The organism is Clostridium folliculivorans (assembly GCF_024341905.1).
Taxonomy (GTDB): Bacteria; Bacillota; Clostridia; order Clostridiales; family Clostridiaceae; genus Clostridium_AR; species Clostridium_AR folliculivorans.
This window is the reverse complement of sequence record NZ_BQXY01000002.1, coordinates 405,914-426,959: the sequence shown is the minus strand read 5'-3', so window position 1 is coordinate 426,959 and position 21,046 is coordinate 405,914. Positions and strand designations below refer to the sequence as shown.

Below are 21,046 nucleotides of genomic sequence, written 5' to 3'. Positions count from 1 at the left end.
GCTAAATCCTATTTTACTGTATAGGATTTTATGTGAGCTAAAACTAACGATTTAAAGTGGCTAGCATAGATTTTTAGGTATACAGCTAAAACAAGAGTAGAAATTAAAAAAACTTTAGCAATTGAAAAGGAGGTTTTAATATTAAACGATATTTTCAGATAACAATTTCACTACTTTTTTTAACTAGTTTTATTGGTTGTTCATCTAATGCTAATAAAGAAAAAGCCTTAAAAGATATAACATTTCCAAGTGGAATAAAACAAGAGAAACTTAGAGATGTAGAGGTCATAAATGATAAAAGTAAATGGGGAGAGTTAAATACCCATGATCCATCAGTTTTCAAAGACAATGATACGTATTATGTTTTTTCTACTGATGCTAGAGTTGGTGGACCTGCAACGCCTGGAATACAGGTTAGGAAATCGAAAGATATGATAAATTGGCAATTTGTTGGTCAAGCTTTAGAAGGAGTGCCCGCCGGTGCTTATGAGTGGACTGGAGCTAAAGGGCTATGGGCACCTGACATAACTAAGATTGGGGATTATTATTATTTATATTATGCTGCTTCGTCTTTTGGTAAGAATAAATCATATATAGGATTAGAACGAAGTAAATCAATAGAAGGGCCATGGGAGGATATGGGGTCTGTTATTAAGAGTGAAGAAGGCGATAAAATGAACGCCATAGACCCTAATATAGTTTATGATAAAAACGGTGATATGTGGATGAGTTATGGTTCTTTTTGGACTGGTATTTATATAGTTAAGCTTGATAAGAATACAGGAAAACCAGTTGATTCTTTAGATAAAGGCAAGAATATATCTTCTAGAAATAACTCTGTAAGCGGAGCTGTGGAGGGACCGTATATTGTATATAATAATACACAGGAACAATATTATTTGTTTGAGTCTTATGATTCCTTATCGAAAGATTATAATGTTAGAGTAGGAAGGTCTGATAATATTGATGGCCCTTATTTAGATATTAACGGAAATGATATGACTGACACAACAATAGAACCGAATGAAGTAGGAAATAAAATTATGGGTGGCTATAGATTTGGGGAAAGCGAAGGGTGGTTAGCACCTGGTCATAATTCGGTTTTAAAGGATGGGGATGATTATTATATCTATCATCATATAAGAACAGAAGAAGATTCGAATTGGTTTTATTTAAATGTAAGAAAAATTGAATGGTCTAAAGATGGTTGGCCAATGGTATCTCCGGAAAAATATGCAGGAGAAAAAGAACAAAAAATATCAAAGGATGCAATTCCTGGACAGTGGGATGTTATATTACTAGCAAAGGATAATAATGATATAATACCATCTGAACAATATACCTTTAGGTCAAATGGAAAGATAGATAAAGAAGGTAACGCTAAATGGAGTATTGAAGGAAATAATGATATTGCTATAAGTTTATCAAATAATGAAGAAGATCAGTTTCAAGGTAAGATTCTTCCTGCTTGGGATTGGGAAAACAACAAATCGACATTAGTGTTCACTGGAATCAATAAAAAAGGTCTAGCTATATGGGGGAAGATGAGTAAATAGAGCTATTTATATAGTAAATATTATGATATATGTTAAAAGCACGTTACATTCATATAAAATGAATTTACGTGCTTTAGTTATTTTACTGTATAGGAAGGTTAAAATTTTCACTCCAGCTAACCCTAGATATTTTAATGATTTTATAAGCTTTTTAAGGTTGCACTGCAAAAAAAAGTTCACTGAAGAAAGCCGCTTCAGTGAACTTTTGCTATTAATCATTAAGTACATCATAAACAACTCTTACATTTAACCCTTGATTATAATTTCCGAAGTTTTTGCCAAAGATGGTTAAGCCTCCTACATGTTTTGTTTCCTCAGGAACAGCCATCTTTAATATTAAATCGCTCTTATAATTTAAATTAATATCTTCTATTGTAGTGTCTGATATTTTTAATCCATCAATAAATGTACCAAATTTGTTGATTGTTAAGAGTTTTAGTAATCCATATTGATTCCAGTTTGGGAACCACCAAGATGGGGTTAAGATTCCTTTGCTATCTGCGTAATCTCCAGGACTGGTCCAGCTACCTACATTTATGTTATTTAGTATGAAATGAATATCTGAAGGCCAAATATTGCAGTTTCCAGGTGCCTCAGAACTTATTTCCATAGATATTTGTATTTCAGAAAACTCTTGACCTGGTTTTAAATAATTTGGAATTCTATATTCTATAAAACCCTTGGTAAACCATAAGATATCTGCATTAATTCTTTCTGGATCAGCGAAATAACTAGGATTGTCAACTTCACCAATAAGTCTTTCTTTTGTGGCAATGCCGCATGTAGGGGAAATCTCATAAGATGAATAGTGGCCTATTCCTATTTCTAATTCATAGGAATTTTCTATATCTTGAGTTCCTATGTCGATTACAAATTTATCTTCATGTAGATAACAAATTTTTTGGATCCCGTGTTTGGCAGTTAAGGTATTAGTTTTTATTAAACCACATTCTTCTAATTTCTTTATGTGCATTGTTACAGCACCATTAGTAAGTTGAAGTTTTTCTGCCAATTCATTCATGTTTAATTGTTTATGTTCTGAAAGAAGTTCAATTATCTGCACCCTTATATCAGAGCTTAAAGCTTTGAATAAAGGTAAGCTTTCTTTTAAGTCAGTTATGTGTATCATGATATTCTCCTCTATAGTATTAATAAAATTTTTTGCTATAAACTCAATGAAAGTATCTATAAAGAAATTACTATCGAAAGAATTATTGCATGCTTTTAAAATTATATTTAAATTAAATCTACTACTCTTACATTATTATACTATTTTGCGGAAAATAATGAAATAATATTTTAAGTTTTTCTAAAATAAAATTTCATTTTCTAAAGAAAAAAAGATAAAGTATACAGTAATAGCAATTGTTTAATCATTTACACTAACAAATATAACATATTTTCACATATTTAGATAAAGGTAAAATAGTTGCTGGATATTTGGTGAAAAATTAAGAGCTATTTAATATCACTTTATTATTTAATATTATTAAATCATTTCGTTAAATAATTAATATTAATATATGATATATAAGGCGTTATACCAAATAAAGAGTTTGGTTTAAAGAGTTATATATAGTGTGGTATAGAGATAAAAAAATATGAAGCACTTTTACGTGACTTCATATTTTTATATATAATGAATAACTTATGGGCTTATAAATTTTTTTTCTACATAATCGAATACTTTTCTCATATTAAATACTATGCCATATGCGGCTAGGCTTCCTAAGAATAGACCGATTATACCTCTTCCTTCAATAAATAAGAGGGTAGCTACAATAAGTACTGCTATATTAATTAATGAAACAAAAGGGTTTTTTAGTGCTAAATAAATGGATAATTTGATTATATCAATTGTCTTCATGCTAAACCTTGATAATATAGGGAAGGCATATGAAAAAATCAAAATTAGCAGAAACAAAATTATAACAGTTGGTATTAATAAAAATAAAAAGCTTTTATTTATAAAACATAATTTTATATCAAGTAGTAGAATGAAAGTGGTTAAAAGAAATAAAATCCACAATTTCATTGAAGAAAAGAAATTATCTTTATAGGCTCTAAAAAAATCTTTCGTTGTATCCAAATATTTTTCTCTAACTATCTTACCCATAGAAGAGCACACTGCAGTAATTGATGGACCAGTAGGGATTAGAGCAATTAAAAACACCAATATATTGTCAAATTTTATTTCAACAGTATATGCACATATGATAAATAGAATATTACATAAAAAGAAGTAAATATTCGTAATGAAAAACCAATGAACATAGTTAAGTACTTTGCTTAAATTGCTATCTCCGAAATCGTTATTGTTAGCCATAATATCACTCCGCATCTTAAAATATTATATAAACTGATTTTAGTATTGAAATTAAACTATATTTTCTTATGTATAATTAGACTTAAATACTAAAATAAATTTATATTATTATAACATGAATAGAAATGCTTTAGCATTTGTTAGATTTTTATCACCCCAGCATCATTATTTAATGATGCTGGGGATTAAATATATTAAGATTTATTTCTAGAAGTATAGGGGGAAACTATCTTAATTTCCAAGCAACGTCATTCCAAAGTATTTGGTTTCTGAAATCACGAATTTTAGTGTCAGCATCTATGATAAGAGTTTCCATTCCAATCATTTCAGCATAATCTAATAATTGATCAGTAGTTACTTCGAAGGAGAAACTAGTATGATGAGCTCCACCAGCAAGTATCCATGCTTCAGCTGATTCCTTTAATGAAGGAAGTGGCTTCCAAAGAATTCTTGCAACTGGAAGTTTAGGTAACTCTTTTTCTATCTTAACAGCTTCAACTTCATTTATTAATAATCTAAAGCGGTTACCCATATCAAGTAGGGAAGCACAAAGACCTGAACCTGCAGCTCCATCAAATACTAATCTTGCTGGATCTTCTTTGTCACCTATTCCTAGATGGTGAACTTCAATTCTAGGTTTTGTTGCAGCAATTGTTGGGCAAACTTCTAACATGTGTGCGCCTAAAATTAATTCATTTCCTTGTTCTAAGTGATAAGTGTAATCCTCCATGAAAGCAGTGCCTTTGTTTTCGGCCATTATCTTCATAACACGAACTAGTGCAGCTGTCTTCCAATCACCTTCGCCTCCAAAGCCATAGCCCTTAGCCATTAAGTGTTGAGCAGCAAGACCAGGAAGTTGTTTCATTCCATGTAAGTCTTCAAAGTTAGTTGTGAATGCGCTAAAGCTGCCTCTTACAAGGAAAGATTCAAGACCTAATTCGATCTTAGCTTGCTCTCTAACAGCATCTCTCTTTGGACCAGGAACGAGTAAATCTTCAGCAAAGTCGTATTCGCTTTCATACTCTTTCATTAATTCATCTACTTGCTCTTCAGTGATTGTAGCCATTTCATCTACTAAATCACAGATTCCATAAGCATGAACTTCCCAGCCTAATTTGATTTGAGCTTCAACCTTGTCACCTTCAGTTACAGCAACATTTCTCATGTTATCACCAAAACGAGCAACCTTTAGAGTTTTACCTTCAACAAATGCAACAGAAACCCTTGTCCAACTTGCTATTTTAGCTAGAACATCTTCGTCTTGCCAATGACCTACAACAATTTTTCTTTTAACTTGCATTCTAGCTCCGATAAAACCATATTCTCTATCTCCGTGAGCTGATTGATTAGTGTTCATGAAGTCCATATCCATAGTGCTCCATGGAATTTCACGATTGTATTGAGTGTGTAAGTGAAGAAGTGGTTTATTTAGTTGTTGTAATCCAGCTATCCACATCTTTGCAGGTGAAAAAGTATGCATCCAAGTTATTATACCTGCACAGTTTTCATCTGAATTTGCATCTATACATAACTTAGCTATTGAACTTGAGCTAGTTAGTATTTTTTTAAAAACAATTTTATGTTGTGATCCTAATTTTTCGTTTAAATTTTCAGCTATTTCTTTAGAATGGTCTTCTACCTCTTTAAGTGTTTCCTCTCCGTATAAATGTTGACTACCTGTTACAAACCAAAATTCATAAGGTTTTGTTTTAAGCATTTTACATCCTCCCTTTTAGTTAAGTTATATTAAGTAATAAACATACAAATTTGCAATGAAATTTAGAATTTGTACGTACCATTTGAGTATATTGTAAACCTTTTATTATTTTATTTCAATATAAATATTAAGAAAATAAATATTATTTTTTTAGAGTTTTAGGGTTTATAGGCATTGACATAAAGAAATATTGTTATAAAATAGAATTATAGGACATACGTACAAATAATTTGAGGAGAAATAACTATATGCGTGAAGAAGCAAAAATATCAAAATACATGCAGATAGCGTCCTTTTTTAAGAAAGAAATGGAAGAAGGAAGAATTGCCTATGGTGATCAACTTTTAACTGAAAATGAAATTGTTGATAAGTTTTCTGTAAGTAGACACACAGTAAGGCAAGCTTTTATGGAATTAGAAAATAATGGCTACATAAAGAGGGAACAAGGCAAAGGAACCTTTTGTAGTTATAGTGAGAAGAATAAGTCAAACGAGCAGAAGACAATTGCAGTTTTAACTACTTATATATCAAACTATATTTTTCCTTCAATAATATCTGGAATAGAAGAGGTTTTAAGTTCTGCTGGTTACAATCTACTTCTCTACAATACAAACAATGAGAAGCAAAAAGAAAAAGAGTGCTTAGAGAAAATAATTGAAAATGGAGTGGCTGGTCTTATAGTTGAACCTACTATGAGTGCAGCAGAAAATACAAATTTAGCTTATTATAGAGAGTTAGAAAAAAGAAATATTCCTTATATAATGATTAATAGTAAGTATAAGGAGCTTAGTGGACCTTTCGTTGGTATGGATGATGTAGAAGGTGCATACATATTAACTAAATATCTTCTTCAGATTGGTCATAAAAATATTGCTGGCATTTTTAAAAATGATGACTTGCAAGGGTTAAATAGAGAAGTTGGATATTTAAAAGCACTTAAGGAAAAAGAAATTACTACCAATGACCATAATATTGGAAAGTATGGTACTAAGGAAAAAGAATATTTTCCTCAAGAGTTTACTAACGGACTTCTTAGAAGAAAAGATAGACCAACAGCAATTGTTTGTTATAACGATCAAATAGCTGTTCAAGCGCTTCAAGCAATCAGAGAAGAAGGCCTTAGAGTACCAGAAGATATAGCGTTAGTAGGGTATGATGATTCTTACATTGCTACTGCTACAGAAGTAAAACTAACAACAATAAGGCATCCAAAAGAAGATCTTGGAAGAAAAGCTTCAAGAATGCTCATGGATGTAATTGAAGGAAGAGTTGATCATAGTTCCTACGTATATAAACCGGAACTAATAGTTAGAGCGTCCACCACAGGACTTTAATTTGCTTAAAATATAATTAGCTAGCTGTAAAAGGCTAAGCTAATGTATTTTACATATATTTTTTTAAAGATATTTGTACGTACAATAAAGGGTATTTGTATGAATAACGATAGACTTTTATTATGAAAAAAGAGTTCTATAATAGAAAGGTTTTTTGTATTTAGGTATTAAGTACTTATCAATTTGAAAAGGTTTAAAATAACGTAATCTGATAGGTGTTTTATAGGTAACTTTTTAGTTTTTACGTATTAGTAATTCAGATTAACTGCTAGGCTATCTGTAATCTATATATCATCTTATTTATCTAAAGGAGGTAAAAATGTTAGAAGAATTAAAAAAGCAGGTTTTAGAAGCCAATCTTATGCTTCCACAATACAACCTTGTTAAATTCACATGGGGGAATGTAAGTGGAATAGATAGAGAAAAGAATTTAATTGTAATTAAACCAAGCGGAGTTCCTTATGAGGAGTTAACTATTGATAAATTAGTAGTTCTTGACTTAGAAGGAAATATAGTAGAAGGAGATTTAAGACCTTCATCTGATACCCCAACTCATATAGAACTTTATAAAAGATATAAAGATATGGGTGGTATTGTTCATACTCACTCTACATGGGCCACTATATGGGCACAAGCTTCTATGGAAATGCCAGCACTAGGTACAACTCACGCAGATCATTTCTATGGTAATATCCCTTGTACTAGAAAACTTACTGAAGCAGAAATAGCAGGGGATTATGAAGGAAATACAGGGAAAGTAATAATTGAAACTTTAGGAGATAGAGAAGTTATGGCTATTCCAGGAGTACTTGTAAGCTGTCATGCACCTTTTACGTGGGGAAAAACTCCAAAGGATGCAGTTGTAAATTCTGTTGTTCTAGAAGAGACTTGTAACATGGCTTATCATACTGTTACTTTAAATAAAGAAATAGGAAGTTTAGATCAATTTTTGTTAGACAAGCACTATTACCGGAAGCATGGAAGTAATGCTTACTACGGTCAAAAATAGGTGCGTTATTGTTTTGAAAGTTAAATCTAGATAAATATATGTATAAATTATATTTTATATAAAAATAACATTTACTTTAAGTATTATGGAAAATAAAGTGTATAATAAAAAGGAGTCGGAATTATGAAATTATTTTTAGATACAGCTAATGTTAATGAGATTAGAGAAGCAAATGAGATGGGAGTTATATGTGGTGTAACCACAAATCCAAGCCTAATTGCAAAGGAAGGTAGAGATTTTAACGAAGTTATTAAAGAAATCACTTCAATAGTAGATGGCCCAATAAGTGGGGAAGTAATAAGTCTTGAAAAAGAAGGTATGGTTAAAGAAGGAAGAGAAATTGCTAAAATTCATCCAAACATGATTGTTAAGATACCTATGACTGCTGAAGGTTTAAAAGCTACAAAGGTATTAGCAAGCGAAGGAATTAAAACCAATGTAACTTTAATATTTAACCCAGGTCAAGCGTTACTTGCTGCAAGAGCAGGAGCTACTTACGTAAGTCCTTTCCTTGGAAGATTAGATGATATTACTACGAACCCAATGGACTTAATTGAAGCGATAACTACTATATTTAATGTGCATAATATAAAGACAGAAATAATAGCTGCAAGTATAAGAAATCCTACACATATAATCGATTCTGCTAAAGCGGGTGCTCATATTGCAACAGTACCATTTGGTGTTATAAACCAAATGATTAAGCATCCATTAACAGATAGCGGTATAGAAAAGTTCATGAATGACTGGAAAGCTATATTTGGATAAAAACGGAGGAGATAGAATGAGTAAAAATATTGATAATTTAACCGTAGACTCTATAAGATTACTTTCAGCAGAAGCTGTACAAAAAGCTAATTCAGGTCATCCTGGATTGCCAATGGGAGCGGCTCCAATGGCATATGCCATTTTTGATAAGGTTATGAAACATAGTCCTAAGAATCCTAAATGGTTCGACAGAGACAGATTTGTACTATCAGCTGGACATGGTTCAATGCTTTTATACTCACTTTTACACTTATATGGATATGGACTTACAGTTGATGATTTAAAGAATTTTAGACAAAAGGATAGTAAGACTCCAGGGCATCCAGAGTATGGTCACACTGTAGGGGTTGAAATAACTACTGGACCTCTAGGTCAAGGGCAAGTTAATTCAGTTGGTATGGCTATGGCTGAAAGCTTTTTAGCTAAAAAGTTCAATAGACCTGGTTATGAAATCGTTAATCACTACACTTATGCTTTATCTGGTGATGGTGATATGATGGAAGGTATAACTGGTGAAGGTGCTTCACTAGCTGCCACTCTAGGATTAGGTAAACTCATAGTATTATATGACTCAAATAAAATCTCTATAGAAGGAGATACAGATATAGCCTTCAGAGAAGATGTTGGAGCAAGGTATGCAGCATATGGATGGCAAGTACTTACAGTAGAAGACGGAAATGATGTTGCTGCAATTACAAAGGCTCTAGAAGAAGCTAAAAAAGAAACTGAAAAGCCATCGTTAGTTATAGTAAAGACAGTAATAGGATATGGCTCACCTAAAGCAGGAACTTCTTCAGTTCATGGAGAACCTCTAGGTGTTGAAAATATTAAAAAGGCTAAGGAATTCTTAGGTTGGAGTTATGAAGAAGAATTCCATGTTCCAGAGGAAGTTAGAGAACATTTATGTGAAACTATAGAAAGAGGAACTAAAGTAGAAGAAGAATGGAACAAACTTTTTGAAAGCTATAAGAAGGAATATCCAGAAATTGCTAGTGAATGGGAGCTTTGGAATAGTGGAGAAGTTAAAGCAGATTTACTTTCAAATGAAGAATACTGGAATTTCGAAGGTAAGCTTGCTACAAGAGTATCCTCAGAAAAAGTTATAAATAGATTAATGGATTTAGTACCTAACCTAATAGGTGGATCTGCTGACCTTGCACCGTCTACAAAAACTTATATGAAGGGAAAAGGAGATTTCTCTAAAGAAGATAGAAGTGGAAGAAATCTTCACTTCGGAGTAAGAGAACATGCAATGGCAGCTATTGCTAATGGTATTGCAGTACATGGAGGTCTTGTGCCTTACGTTTCAACTTTCTTTGTATTCAGTGATTATATGAAGGCTTCAATGAGACTATCAGCACTTATGAAGATTCCAGTAGTTTACGTTTTAACTCATGACAGTATTGGAGTAGGCGAAGATGGTCCGACTCATGAACCAATTGAACAATTAGCAATGCTTAGAAGTATACCTAATATGCATGTATTTAGACCAGCTGATTCAAAGGAAACTGCTGCTGCATGGCTACATGCATTAAAAAGAAAAGATGGTCCTACTTCCATAGTACTATCAAGACAAAATCTTCCTTTATACAATGAAACATCTCCAGAAGCTTTAAAGGGTGCTTATATATTGAAGGATAGTGAAAAAGAAGTACCAGATATGCTTCTTATGGCAACTGGTTCAGAAGTTGAGTTAATATACGAAGCTCAATCAAAGCTTAAGGAAGAAGGAATTGATGCAAGAGTAATTTCAATACCATCTTTAGAAGTTTTTGAAGCTCAAGGAGAAGAATATAAAGAAAAATTAATGCCAAAGGCTGTAAGAAAGAGAGTTGCAGTTGAAGCAGCATCATCATTTGGATGGCATAAATATGTTGGATTAGATGGTAAAGTTGTTTCAATTGATACCTTTGGAGCATCAGCACCTGGAGATATACTTTTCAAAGAATTTGGCTTTACAGTAGATAATGTTATTAAAACTGCAAAAGAACTTTAAAAAATAGAAATGGATTATAATTAAACTAGGTGAGCTACATAGCCACTATACTAAGTATAAATTCTATACTATATAATAAATTAGCCCCCATTAAAGCATTTTGCTTTAATTCCATATATGAACAACTTTACAATTAAACATATGTTTTTAAAACTCTGCTGATAATACAGTAGAATTTTAAAAAAGCTTTAGTTTTAGAGGAGTTCAACCTTAAATTAAAGGCCTACAGAGTTTTGCGATTTCTCTGTAGGCCTATTGATATTTTTTAATATAAGTGTTCTTTAGGTTCTAGTTAATATGGTGGTTTAGTAGTGTGATATAAAAACACAATATTTTTTAAGAATCTATTTTAATTTGAGAAAAATTTATTATGAAATTCCAGGCTTGTACTTACAGAAGTGATTTTAGAATAAATTAAAGGGAAGCGTTACAATACAATTTCTTCTAAACTTACTAAACTTGTTCCTTCAAATTCTATGCAAACTATAAAGGGCATTAGATCTATTATTCTCAAAAAACTATTATAATCAAAGCTTTTATCATAATAATTTATAATTGTACCAAGAGCAGTCCCATGAGTTCCTATCACAATATTTTCTTGTGGATGCTTTTCTAGTATACAATGTAAAGCCTGTACATTTCTATTCTGAACTTCCTTCAAGCTTTCGCCCTCTGATAACTTAAAGTTAAAATCCTGCCATTGATTACGGGCAAAGGTATGGAAATCTTTAATCCAAGAATTACTTATCTTTCTTTCTCTTAAATCATCAATTATTAATACTTCCAAACAATTCTTGCTTGTGAAATCTAAAATGGTATCAATGGACCTTTTATAAGGACTACAGTAGGCTTTAGTAATCTTCTTATCTTGCAAAAAATCGGTTACCTTAAGGGCTGATTTTAATCCATCTTCAGTTAAAGGTCTTATTAAATCGTCATGTATGTTAAAGTCTGGAAGTGCATGACGAACGAAATAAACTTTGCTCATAGTGCCTCCTAAAAAAATAATTTCTCAAAAGATTATATCATAAATACAAGTTAATTGGTAATTTTACAATTATTATTAAATAAAGCGATTATATTGCATATCCTTCATAACTATTTAATTAAAGCAGTATTCTTTAACACACCCTGAATTAAAGATAGGTATGGATGTCAAAAAGTTCTATAAAAAAGGTAGCTAATAATAGCTACCTAATCTTGTGAAGTTATATACATTAAATTTCTCGTATGTTATTGCTTTGGAAGATGCTTTACAGGCATACTTGTATTTTCATTAAATTCAGCATTTACTGGATTAGCTGCTGATTTATTATTTTTATTTCTATAATAAGATTTTTCTCCGGTTCTATTATTTTTCCCTAGTTTTTGAGTCATAATTAGCCACCGTTATGTAAAACATAAACACTATGAAAGTTCATGCTTACATCCTTTCCTTTTATTATAGGCTTTGAAATTAATTTTAACATTAATTAAGTTTAAAGATATTCTTCAGGTGAATGTCTAACAGGCTTCTTTGAATCTTTATTCCAGACTATCTTTACTGGATTTGGATTGTAATTTTTACCTTTACCATGATCTTTATGAACTGGCTTATTTATATGATTTGTACTTTGCATGACATATACACCTCCATATTTATCTAATCTAAACTTACAAATTATACATGTCCAAAATTATCTTTGTGGTAAACCTCTTACTGGTTCACTCATGTCTTTATCTCCATTTGTATTTACAGGATTTGGCTCAGAATTCTTGTATTTATTTAGATAAGCTTTTTTGTCACCTAATTTCTTCTTGCCGTTAGCTTGTTGCATATCAAATCACCTCCATTAATATTCTTTGTTTTTGAGGCGAAACTATTCCTGTTAAGTTATTCAAGACTTTAATGTATAAATGAAAAGAACATAAAAATAGCTTTTAAAGGTTATTTTATGAAGTGTTGAGTAAAAGTTTTTAGCTATAATTTATATAATAATATAGATGCATAATTTTTTTTATAAAATAAACTGTTTATATAGATATAAGCACTTTACACATAAGTTAAATATTGTTTAAAAGTCAAATGAGATTAGTATTAGATTTTGTAAGACATCAATAAGAATAAGAGGAGATATGAATATGAGATATGTTATTGTTTCAGTTATTAAAGGAAAAGCAGGAGATTTTAATAATAACTTAAGAAAAGAAGTGTTTAATAAATTCAAAGCGAAATCTTCAAAGTTGCCGGCACATTTTACTATAAAGGCTCCATTTGAATATGAGGGGAGCATAAGAGAACTGGAAGATCAACTGAAAGATTTGTGCGAACAAAGTGAAGTAACTCCATTAATTATAGATGGATTTGATCATTTTGATAATAGAGTTGTGTATATGAGTATGAAACTGACTGACGAGGGAAAAGAAATACATGATAAAGTAATTGAGGTTTTGCAATCATTTAATTTTATAAATTTCAAAGAAAAAGAAGGAAAGGAAAAATCTTTCCATATAACAGTAGCATCTAAAAATATTAAACCAATATATCAATATATATGGGAATATGTTTCTGAAATACCTTGTAAATTTGAAAGCAGCTTTGACAATGTATATATTTATAAGTGGGAGAACAATACATGGGTGCTTCATAAGGAATATTATTTTAAAAGGTAAATGATATTAAAATAAAAGAGAGTAAACTTGTTTTTCAAGTATGCTCTCTTTTGTTTTATTAATTAAAAATATTTTAAGCTTGGTTAATATCATTACTTTCCTTTAGCTTATTAGGAAGTATAAAAGAAAGCAATAAGCATATTACAGAGATGACAACTAATACAAAGAATATGCTTTTTATTCCACTGATTTGTGAATTGATTATGCTATCAAAAGTATACTTGATTTTTCCTTCAGAAGAAGTATATAGATTGTTAGGGTCTACATTTTTTATCCCTATTTTATTAAAATAGTTTATTATACTAAGATTAAACATACTTCCGAAAACACTAACGCCAATAGTCTGACCTAAGGTACGAAGTAGAGTGTTTGAAGCAGTAGCTGCTCCTCGCATATTAAAATCTACAGAGGTTTGTACTATTATTGTGATTATGGTAAAAACTCCTCCAAAACCTGCTCCTAGTATGAAGGTATACGCCATTGAGAGAACTAGTGGAGAGTTTACACCGAGAGTAGCAAGAAGTACTGAACCTATTATTAAAACTATAAAAGAGAATATGGTGGTAATTCTTTCTCCGTATTTTGTAATAGCTTTTCCTAAAACAACTGCAGCAACTAACCAGGAAATAGACATTGGTGCAAGAGAAAGCCCAGAAATTGTGGCGCTTTTCCCAAGTATGTTCTGTATATATATTGGCATATATACATCACAGCCTATAAGTACAGCAGAAGCTAAGAAACCTATTATATTTGTTACCGTATTTGTTTTAGTGAAGATCTCAAAAGGTATTATTGGTTCTTCTGCCGTCTTTTCAACCTTATAAAATAGTGCTAGCATTAATATTGATATTATAAGGCAAATAATTATATTAGTAGAAAAGAAACTATGTTTTTTTTCAGCAAATAATATAATAAGCAATATAAACAAAATTGAGAACGAAAGAGTTATTGTACCTAGATAGTCGATTTTATGGCTTCTTTTCTCGAAAGATTCTTGTAAGTTCTTCTGTAGTAAAAAGATACATAGTATTCCAAAAGGAATATTAATAAAAAATATCCAATGCCAGCTTAAATAATCAATGAAGAATCCTCCTAAGAAAGGTCCAACTAAACTTGCTATTCCCCAAACAGAGCTTAACCAGCCTTGAACCTTTGCTCTTTCCTCAAGTGTAAATACATCTCCGACAATAGTATAACTTATTGTAAAGATACCACCTGCTCCAAGTCCTTGCAAGGCTCTGAAAAATATCAGTAAATACATATTAGTTGAAAATCCGCACAAGAAACTACCAAGTAAGAATATAGTTATAGCAATTGAAAGCATAAGCTTTCTTCCATATAAATCAGATAGTTTTCCGTAAACTGGGGTGGATATAGCTGAAGTGAGCATATATGCAGAGAATACCCAACTTATAAGTTCAAAGCCATTTAAGCTTTTTACTATTGATGGAACCGCTGTAGTTACAACAGTACCTTCAACAGCTCCTAAAAACATTGCTACCATCAATGCTGTAATTATGCTGTTTTTACGTGAATCCATTAAGAAACAACTCCTTTGTTAAGTATGTATCACTTCAAAATGAGGATTATTCTAAAAATACCCCAGGATTTTGAGGGATTTAAAAAAATTCTAAGGTGAAGTGGGATATCAGTATAATGACCATAATATTTTAACATATATTAATTGATAATAATGTTTTATGATAAAATTTTTAATTAACCATGGTGTTATTGTTCAGTGAAACCTCAAATTAACCTTAAGAATTTTATATCTTTAAACAGTAAAAAGGAGAAGAATTATTATCTTCTCCGATGAAATTATATATTTGTGAAAGTAAATCTAAAGACCAATTACTGTATCTCTTTTATTAGTGTCCATTACAATTCTTCCGTCTTTAACCTCAATAATTCTATCAGTCTTTTCAGCAATCCTATTGTCATGAGTTATAACAATAAAAGTAGTATTTAATTTCTCATTTATGGCTCTTAAAAGAGTATAGATACTTTCTGTTGATTCAGAATCTAAATTCCCTGTAGGTTCATCAGCTAGAACTATTTTAGGGTTATTTATTAATGCTCTCGCTATAGCAGTTCTTTGTTGCTGCCCTCCAGACATATTTGTAGCTAAGTTGTTTTTTACCTTGGTTAGTCCAACTAGCTCTAAAAGCTCATCGGCTTTCTCTTTAATTTCCTTTGATGGTTTTGAGTTTCCGATCATATAAGGCATAAGCACATTTTCTAGAGCAGTAAATTCAGGGAGCAAATAGTGAAATTGAAATATGAATCCAATGGTTTTATTTCTTAGCCTAGCAAGTTCATTTTTTTTCATGTTATCAGTTCTAATACCATTTATATAAATCTCTCCGCTGGTTGGTTTGTCTAAAGTACCCATTATATTAAGAAGAGTACTCTTACCACTTCCAGAAGCACCGATTATTGAGTTAAAGGTTCCTGCTTCAAAAGATATATTAATATCATTTAAGACCTGAGTCTTTATAACGGAGCCGTAGATTTTGTTTATATTTTTCAATTCAATTACATTATGCATTTCTAATCACCTCGATTGGATTTAATTTTGATGATCCTCTTGCTGGAATCAATGCTGCAAGGGTAGAAGCAAATAGAGCTACCAGTGCTGAAATACCTATAAATTTATAGCTGATATATAGTTCTACAACTGGAGTTCCATCAGGATTTACAGCAAATTTAGTAAACATATAACTTAAACCTAAACCTAAAATAACTCCTAGAATTACTCCCATGATTCCAAGTAAAAAGCCTTCAAATAAGAATATTAAACTAGACTGAGTATCCCTAATTCCCATAGCTTTTAAAATTCCTATTTGTTTAGATTTTTGAACTACTGTTACAACTAGTACGCTGGCAATACCTAGAACAACAGAAATCATAACGAATACTTGAATCATGTAGCTTGATACACTTTGTCCGTTTAATCCGCTTAAAAGGGATGCATTTTGTGCCTTCCAGTTATCTATCTTTACCATATTATTATCTAGTTTTGCTGAGATATTTGAAGCTATTTCATCAGCTTTGAATACGTCCGTTACTTGCATCTCAATTCCGGTTATTTTATCTCCAGTAGAAAAGAGGTTTTTTACAGTAGATAAATCTGTTACTAACCATGACTTATTAATTGTAGATATTTTTAAGTCATAGAATCCAGTTACTGTTAGAGTAGTAAGCTTACCTGAGTTTGTGATGACATCCACTTTATCATTTGTATTCAGATTCAATTCATCTCTTAAATCTTTTCCCACTAATATTTCAAACTCATTTTTAGGAATAGTTCCTTCATAAACACTACTTTTAATATTATAAATCTTATCCGAATCGTTAATGTTCATACCTCTGAGTAGGACAGAATATGTTTTTGAATCATTCTTAATTAGTGCGGGTCCATCTGATAGTATAGAAAGATTTTTTATTCTATCGTCAGAGTTTTTTATTTTATCTACAATAGAGCCATAATTATCTATTAACTTATCAGAGGAATTTGAACTTATGGTAATCTGAGATGAATTGCCTATAGTTTTATTTATCAAACTCTTCTGAAGTCCCTGTATTAGAGAACCAATAAAAATTTGGACTGAGACGCCAACTGCTATACCAAGTGCTATTAAGGCTGTTTGTCCTTTAGTTGATTTTAGAAATCTTACTGCTATCTTAAATGCTAATTTCAATTTTTTTACCTCCTAAATTAAACTTAAAAGTCGTCTAATATAAATTACTTGATAATAATTATCAACTAATTTATAATATAATCATATATCACATAATGAAATAAATCAATATATAATTAGTAAAAGTATTACGAAGTGTGTTAAAATTTATTTAGAGGTGAATAAAATGAAGAATATAATCTCAATTAATATAAAGAACTTAAGGAAGCTAAATAAATATACTCAAAAACAACTTGCTGAGTTATTAGGAGTAGCACAGACAACTATAGCAAATTATGAGAATGGAATAAGAATTCCAGATGCAGAAATGCTACAAAAGATGGCTGATCTTTTTGATATTAGTCTCGATTATTTATTAGGTAGAGAAGAAAGAGATTCAAATATGAGAGATGAGGGCCAATTAATCGGAGTTTATGGAACTGAACTTGAAAATAAAGAAAATTTATATAAGGATTATTTAACTTTTCTTTTAGAAGGAAATAGTAAAGCTGCTAGAGAATTAGTTATAGAATACTTTGAAAAAGGACTCCCAATGGGATTTATATACTTTGATATTTTCGAGAAGGCTTTAAAAGAAATAGGTAGCCTTTGGGAATCAGGTAAAATAGATGTTTGGCAAGAACATTTCATTTCAGAGGTTACGCTAGATACAATGAGAGAGGTAAAAGCTAGAGAAAAGAGGAAGAAACATAAATCACATTCTGTGATAGGAGTTACTGCTGGTCCAGAACAACATAACATAGGACTGAAAATGGTTTTAGACATGCTTGAAATAGAAGGGTGGAATACAGTTTATTTAGGGTCCAACGTTCCAGTGGGAAGCCTCATAAAAGCAATAGATACAGAAAAACCAAGTTTGGTAGCTATATCAGTTACAATGGAATATCATATGGAGTCTGCAAGATTTATGATACAAGCAATCAAGGATAAGTTTAAGGAGAGTGCCCCTAAGATTATAATAGGAGGAGGTGCCTTTAATAACAATCCTAAGTTATGGAAGACAACAGGAGCTGATGAATTTTCCTCTAATACAGATGATATGCTGGAACTTATGGAAGAGAGCTAGTTACAATCTATATTTGTAATTAGCTCTTTTCTTATACCGTTCAAATTTATCTTGCACACTCAGAAGCTTCGCCTGTAAGTATCTGTATTCCATGTGGAAGGACAGGCAAAATAACTTCCAAGTTTTCTACGGCACCTTTTGGGCTTCCAGGCAAGTTAACTATTAAGGAGTATTTTCTTATACCGCTTACTGCTCTGGAAAGCATAGCTTTAGGTGTTATCTTCAAAGATGTAGCTCTCATTGCTTCAGCAATACCAGGAACCTGTTTTTCTATAACTAGTAAAGTGGCTTCAGGAGTAACGTCTCTTTGGGAGAAACCAGTACCTCCATTAGTTAATATTAAGTTTATTTTCATTTCATCACATAAGTATGTAAGTTCTTTTTTTATAATATCTATTTCATCTGGAATAATCTTATAGTATTCAATTAAGTAACAATCTTTATCTAATAGATCTTTTATCGTCGGACCTGTAATATCAACTCTTTCGTTTCTTGATCCTTTATCACTTATAGTCAAAATTGCGGTTTTTATCATAATAGTTCCCTCCTATGTGTCTAAAACTTTATATTAAATAATTGTGTATTTAAATTTAAATGTAAACTTATTTGACTATAAAAGTTAGTTCTACTTCAACTTTCTTTCATCTAATAAGGTTTTAATATCGATAAAACTCCTTAATTATACTACATCGAATGCTTTTGTAAAGAAAGAATGTTACAAGATAAAAGCTTATTATAACTTCTTATAATAATAGGCTATTAGGATTGAAGTATTAAATAGCATATAAAAAAAGTTAAAATTAGCTTATAATAAGTTTTATGATATGATAACTTATTTAATTAATATATAGAAGTAACTTCTTTTATAGCAATTAAAAAAGTGTAACTTTTATTGGATAGGTTGATTGAAACAAACTTACTATGGATGATTTAGAATCTATTTAAAGAATACTAAAATTTAGATATTGTACCATAAGCATTAGTAACGAAAGGATAGTTAAAATGATTAGTGTAAGTGAAGCTTTAAGAATAATTTCTGAAGAAGCTAAACCAATAGGTAAAGAGAAGAAGGAATTACTTTTATGCAATGGCTTAGTTTTAGCGGAAGATATATTATCTAAGGACAATCTTCCGCCTTTTGATAAGTCAGCAATGGATGGATATGCAGTAAGAAGTAGTGATACGGAAAAAATAACTGCAGAAAACCCCAGAGGATTTAAAATAAAGGGGGTAATAAAGGCTGGTCAGTGGTGTACTGAAAGCATAAACGCAGGAGAAGCATATAAGATAATGACCGGAGCACCAATTCCTTTGGAAGCTGATTGTGTTATAGAAGTAGAAAAGATTAAAACAGAAGGTGATATAGTCTACTTATATAATGAAGTAAAAAAAGATAATCATGTAATAAAGTTTGGTGAAGAAGTTCAGCCTGGTGATATAGTGGTTGAGAAAGGAACTGAAATAAGGCCGGCTGAAATAGGGCTTTTTGCATCATTAGGATATAAAACAATTGAGATTTATAAACCACCAGTAGTAGGGCTTATTATAACTGGTGATGAACTTGTAAATATAGATGAGACTATAGGAAAAGGAAAGATAAGGAATAGTAATGAATACGCAATAACTTCAATGATAAGAAGTTTAGGTCTTGAAGTAGTTTCTTTTGGTATTGTAAAGGACGATAAAGATGTACTTAAGAAAGTTATAGAGGAAGGACTGGAAAAAACAGATATAATAATAACTTCTGGCGGAGCTTCAGCAGGAGACTATGACTTTGTTGAAACTATATTAAAGGAAATAGGTGCTGATATAAAGTTTGACTCAGTTGCTATAAAACCTGGAAAACCTATAAGTTTCGCTGTATTAAGTGGTAAGTTTTTCTTTAGTCTTCCTGGTAATCCACTTTCAGCAATAACTACCTTCGAACAATTTATAGAGCCACTTTGTAAAAAGGTTTTAGGTAAGCAGGATTATATGAAAGAAGAATTTTCAATTATATTAGGAGAAGATTTTAAAGTAAGAAGAGGAAGAGTAAAACTTTTATATGTAAAGATAGTTAAAAAGGATGATAAATATTATGCTTATAACATTGGTTCGCAAAGCTCTAACAAACTTACAACAATAAGTAAAGCTAATGGAGTATTAATAGTACCAGAAGACTATACTGAGATGCGAGCAGGAGAAAAAATACGAGGAAGATTCATATTTAAGTAAATCATCTTTGGAAATGATAGAAGTGATCAAAAGAACGGAGTAAAAGTTCTATAAAAAGAGCTTAAAGTAGAGGCAAATGTTTTATAACAAATCAGAGAAATTAAATATATTTAAGACTGCTGTAATATTAGCTGGTGGTAAAAGCTCTAGAATGGGCTTCGACAAACAATTTTTGGAATTTGAAGATAAACAGATCATTGATGTAATAGCAGAAAAGCTTTATACTTGCTTTGAAGAAATTATAGTAATAAGCAACAAGCCAGAGTTTTATAGAGATAGCCCATATAAAATAATTTCGGATGAAATAGCAGATATTGGGCCTATTTCAGGGATATATGAAGGTCTTAAGACTGCAAAAGGAGAATATGTGTATTTTATTGCTTGCGATATGCCTATAGTTAATATCCGGTTTATAGAATTCATGAAAGATAGATTAATAGAGGAACCTAAGCAGTGTTGTATAGCTGAAAGAGAAAGTTATATCGAACCTTTTAACGCTTTTTATTCAAAGTCATTGCTCTCAAAAGTAGAGCAAATGATAAAAGCTGATAAAAGAGCACTTAAACAGTTAATAAAAGCTTCAGATACTCTATTTATTGAAGAAGAAAAAGTAAAGAGTTTTGACTGTAGCTTTGAAATGTTTATGAATTTAAATACAAAAGAGGATTTAGATAGATACATAAAGACATATAAGGAAATCTAATTAT

General features: G+C 31.0%; 20 protein-coding genes. 9 read left to right on the top strand and 11 right to left on the bottom strand.

Translation table 11 applies throughout. The features are described from left to right. Positions 1 to 140 precede the first annotated feature (140 nt). Entirely contained in the window at positions 141 to 1,556 is a 1,416-nt protein-coding gene (locus tag OCU55_RS08370; RefSeq protein ID WP_345795592.1) for an arabinan endo-1,5-alpha-L-arabinosidase, read from the top strand. A 211-nt stretch (positions 1,557 to 1,767) separates the two neighbouring features. Here the strand turns inward: OCU55_RS08370 and OCU55_RS08365 are convergent, their stop codons facing one another. The 3 genes from OCU55_RS08365 to araA form a co-directional block, all read right to left on the bottom strand. Further along, positions 1,768 to 2,685 carry an ArsR/SmtB family transcription factor gene (locus OCU55_RS08365; protein WP_261851848.1) on the bottom strand — a complete coding sequence of 306 codons (918 nt, stop codon included), beginning with the start codon at positions 2,683 to 2,685 and terminating at the stop codon, positions 1,768 to 1,770. A 519-nt stretch (positions 2,686 to 3,204) separates the two neighbouring features. Next, positions 3,205 to 3,882 carry a DUF624 domain-containing protein gene (locus tag OCU55_RS08360; protein WP_261851847.1) on the bottom strand — a complete coding sequence of 226 codons (678 nt, stop codon included), beginning with the start codon at positions 3,880 to 3,882 and terminating at the stop codon, positions 3,205 to 3,207. A 226-nt stretch (positions 3,883 to 4,108) separates the two neighbouring features. Further along, a complete protein-coding gene (gene araA / locus OCU55_RS08355) occupies positions 4,109 to 5,599 on the bottom strand; it encodes an L-arabinose isomerase (protein WP_261851846.1) in 1,491 nt (496 codons plus the stop codon). A 248-nt stretch (positions 5,600 to 5,847) separates the two neighbouring features. Here araA and OCU55_RS08345 point away from each other — a divergent pair, with 248 nt between their 5' ends. The 4 genes from OCU55_RS08345 to tkt all read left to right on the top strand — a co-directional run bounded on the left by OCU55_RS08345 (position 5,848) and on the right by tkt (position 10,706). Further along, positions 5,848 to 6,933, top strand: a complete 1,086-nt coding sequence (locus tag OCU55_RS08345; protein WP_280923794.1) for a GntR family transcriptional regulator — start codon at positions 5,848 to 5,850, stop codon at positions 6,931 to 6,933. Positions 6,934 to 7,252: 319 nt separating this feature from the next. Then, positions 7,253 to 7,942, top strand: coding sequence for an L-ribulose-5-phosphate 4-epimerase (locus OCU55_RS08340; protein ID WP_261851845.1), 690 nt, complete (start codon positions 7,253 to 7,255; stop codon positions 7,940 to 7,942). A gap of 123 nt (positions 7,943 to 8,065) precedes the next feature. Further along, positions 8,066 to 8,710 carry a fructose-6-phosphate aldolase gene (gene fsa, locus OCU55_RS08335; RefSeq protein ID WP_261851844.1) on the top strand — a complete coding sequence of 215 codons (645 nt, stop codon included), beginning with the start codon at positions 8,066 to 8,068 and terminating at the stop codon, positions 8,708 to 8,710. Between the two features lie 16 nt (positions 8,711 to 8,726). Beyond that, positions 8,727 to 10,706: a transketolase gene (gene tkt, locus OCU55_RS08330; protein ID WP_261851843.1), complete on the top strand. Its 1,980-nt coding sequence runs from the start codon at positions 8,727 to 8,729 to the stop codon at positions 10,704 to 10,706. Between the two features lie 427 nt (positions 10,707 to 11,133). Here the strand turns inward: tkt and OCU55_RS08325 are convergent, their stop codons facing one another. The 4 genes from OCU55_RS08325 to OCU55_RS08310 all read right to left on the bottom strand — a co-directional run bounded on the left by OCU55_RS08325 (position 11,134) and on the right by OCU55_RS08310 (position 12,523). Next, entirely contained in the window at positions 11,134 to 11,694 is a 561-nt protein-coding gene (locus OCU55_RS08325; protein WP_261851842.1) for a histidine phosphatase family protein, read from the bottom strand. Positions 11,695 to 11,939: 245 nt separating this feature from the next. After that, a complete protein-coding gene (locus tag OCU55_RS08320) occupies positions 11,940 to 12,083 on the bottom strand; it encodes a hypothetical protein (protein WP_200270925.1) in 144 nt (47 codons plus the stop codon). Between the two features lie 101 nt (positions 12,084 to 12,184). Continuing rightward, positions 12,185 to 12,325: a hypothetical protein gene (locus OCU55_RS08315; RefSeq protein ID WP_261851841.1), complete on the bottom strand. Its 141-nt coding sequence runs from the start codon at positions 12,323 to 12,325 to the stop codon at positions 12,185 to 12,187. 57 nt (positions 12,326 to 12,382) lie between these two features. Continuing rightward, positions 12,383 to 12,523, bottom strand: coding sequence for a hypothetical protein (locus OCU55_RS08310; RefSeq protein ID WP_261851840.1), 141 nt, complete (start codon positions 12,521 to 12,523; stop codon positions 12,383 to 12,385). Positions 12,524 to 12,827: 304 nt separating this feature from the next. Between OCU55_RS08310 and OCU55_RS08305 the strand changes: the two genes are divergently transcribed. Then, positions 12,828 to 13,358: a 2'-5' RNA ligase family protein gene (locus tag OCU55_RS08305; protein WP_261851839.1), complete on the top strand. Its 531-nt coding sequence runs from the start codon at positions 12,828 to 12,830 to the stop codon at positions 13,356 to 13,358. 73 nt (positions 13,359 to 13,431) lie between these two features. On the opposite strand, the gene OCU55_RS08300 is transcribed toward OCU55_RS08305, so the two are convergent. The 3 genes from OCU55_RS08300 to OCU55_RS08290 all read right to left on the bottom strand — a co-directional run bounded on the left by OCU55_RS08300 (position 13,432) and on the right by OCU55_RS08290 (position 17,059). Then, entirely contained in the window at positions 13,432 to 14,898 is a 1,467-nt protein-coding gene (locus OCU55_RS08300; protein WP_261851838.1) for an MDR family MFS transporter, read from the bottom strand. Positions 14,899 to 15,198: 300 nt separating this feature from the next. Beyond that, positions 15,199 to 15,906, bottom strand: a complete 708-nt coding sequence (locus OCU55_RS08295; protein ID WP_261851837.1) for an ABC transporter ATP-binding protein — start codon at positions 15,904 to 15,906, stop codon at positions 15,199 to 15,201. Beyond that, positions 15,899 to 17,059 carry an ABC transporter permease gene (locus OCU55_RS08290; RefSeq protein ID WP_261851836.1) on the bottom strand — a complete coding sequence of 387 codons (1,161 nt, stop codon included), beginning with the start codon at positions 17,057 to 17,059 and terminating at the stop codon, positions 15,899 to 15,901. The genes OCU55_RS08295 and OCU55_RS08290 overlap by 8 nt, the downstream gene beginning before the upstream one ends. 166 nt (positions 17,060 to 17,225) lie before the next feature. Here OCU55_RS08290 and OCU55_RS08285 point away from each other — a divergent pair, with 166 nt between their 5' ends. Further along, the gene (locus tag OCU55_RS08285) at positions 17,226 to 18,125 is read left to right on the top strand and encodes a helix-turn-helix domain-containing protein (RefSeq protein ID WP_261851835.1); all 900 of its coding nucleotides are present in this window, start codon (positions 17,226 to 17,228) and stop codon (positions 18,123 to 18,125) included. A gap of 46 nt (positions 18,126 to 18,171) precedes the next feature. Here OCU55_RS08285 and OCU55_RS08280 read toward each other — a convergent pair whose 3' ends face one another. Next, the gene (locus OCU55_RS08280) at positions 18,172 to 18,660 is read right to left on the bottom strand and encodes a MogA/MoaB family molybdenum cofactor biosynthesis protein (protein ID WP_261851834.1); all 489 of its coding nucleotides are present in this window, start codon (positions 18,658 to 18,660) and stop codon (positions 18,172 to 18,174) included. A gap of 467 nt (positions 18,661 to 19,127) precedes the next feature. Here OCU55_RS08280 and OCU55_RS08275 point away from each other — a divergent pair, with 467 nt between their 5' ends. Next, positions 19,128 to 20,339, top strand: a complete 1,212-nt coding sequence (locus OCU55_RS08275; RefSeq protein ID WP_261851833.1) for a molybdopterin molybdotransferase MoeA — start codon at positions 19,128 to 19,130, stop codon at positions 20,337 to 20,339. A 76-nt stretch (positions 20,340 to 20,415) separates the two neighbouring features. Continuing rightward, positions 20,416 to 21,042, top strand: coding sequence for a molybdenum cofactor guanylyltransferase (locus OCU55_RS08270; protein WP_261851832.1), 627 nt, complete (start codon positions 20,416 to 20,418; stop codon positions 21,040 to 21,042). Positions 21,043 to 21,046 lie beyond the last annotated feature (4 nt).

Excerpts from the sequence above, each read along its gene's own strand:
- OCU55_RS08365 (WP_261851848.1), bottom strand. The coding sequence starts at position 2,685 with ATGATACACATAACTGACTTAAAAGAAAGCTTACCTTTATTCAAAGCT.
- OCU55_RS08360 (WP_261851847.1), bottom strand. The coding sequence starts at position 3,882 with ATGGCTAACAATAACGATTTCGGAGATAGCAATTTAAGCAAAGTACTT.
- araA (WP_261851846.1), bottom strand. The coding sequence starts at position 5,599 with ATGCTTAAAACAAAACCTTATGAATTTTGGTTTGTAACAGGTAGTCAA.
- OCU55_RS08345 (WP_280923794.1), top strand. The coding sequence starts at position 5,848 with ATGCGTGAAGAAGCAAAAATATCAAAATACATGCAGATAGCGTCCTTT.
- OCU55_RS08340 (WP_261851845.1), top strand. The coding sequence starts at position 7,253 with ATGTTAGAAGAATTAAAAAAGCAGGTTTTAGAAGCCAATCTTATGCTT.
- fsa (WP_261851844.1), top strand. The coding sequence starts at position 8,066 with ATGAAATTATTTTTAGATACAGCTAATGTTAATGAGATTAGAGAAGCA.
- tkt (WP_261851843.1), top strand. The coding sequence starts at position 8,727 with ATGAGTAAAAATATTGATAATTTAACCGTAGACTCTATAAGATTACTT.
- OCU55_RS08325 (WP_261851842.1), bottom strand. The coding sequence starts at position 11,694 with ATGAGCAAAGTTTATTTCGTTCGTCATGCACTTCCAGACTTTAACATA.
- OCU55_RS08320 (WP_200270925.1), bottom strand. The coding sequence starts at position 12,083 with ATGACTCAAAAACTAGGGAAAAATAATAGAACCGGAGAAAAATCTTAT.
- OCU55_RS08315 (WP_261851841.1), bottom strand. The coding sequence starts at position 12,325 with ATGCAAAGTACAAATCATATAAATAAGCCAGTTCATAAAGATCATGGT.
- OCU55_RS08310 (WP_261851840.1), bottom strand. The coding sequence starts at position 12,523 with ATGCAACAAGCTAACGGCAAGAAGAAATTAGGTGACAAAAAAGCTTAT.
- OCU55_RS08305 (WP_261851839.1), top strand. The coding sequence starts at position 12,828 with ATGAGATATGTTATTGTTTCAGTTATTAAAGGAAAAGCAGGAGATTTT.
- OCU55_RS08300 (WP_261851838.1), bottom strand. The coding sequence starts at position 14,898 with ATGGATTCACGTAAAAACAGCATAATTACAGCATTGATGGTAGCAATG.
- OCU55_RS08295 (WP_261851837.1), bottom strand. The coding sequence starts at position 15,906 with ATGCATAATGTAATTGAATTGAAAAATATAAACAAAATCTACGGCTCC.
- OCU55_RS08285 (WP_261851835.1), top strand. The coding sequence starts at position 17,226 with ATGAAGAATATAATCTCAATTAATATAAAGAACTTAAGGAAGCTAAAT.
- OCU55_RS08280 (WP_261851834.1), bottom strand. The coding sequence starts at position 18,660 with ATGATAAAAACCGCAATTTTGACTATAAGTGATAAAGGATCAAGAAAC.
- OCU55_RS08275 (WP_261851833.1), top strand. The coding sequence starts at position 19,128 with ATGATTAGTGTAAGTGAAGCTTTAAGAATAATTTCTGAAGAAGCTAAA.
- OCU55_RS08270 (WP_261851832.1), top strand. The coding sequence starts at position 20,416 with ATGTTTTATAACAAATCAGAGAAATTAAATATATTTAAGACTGCTGTA.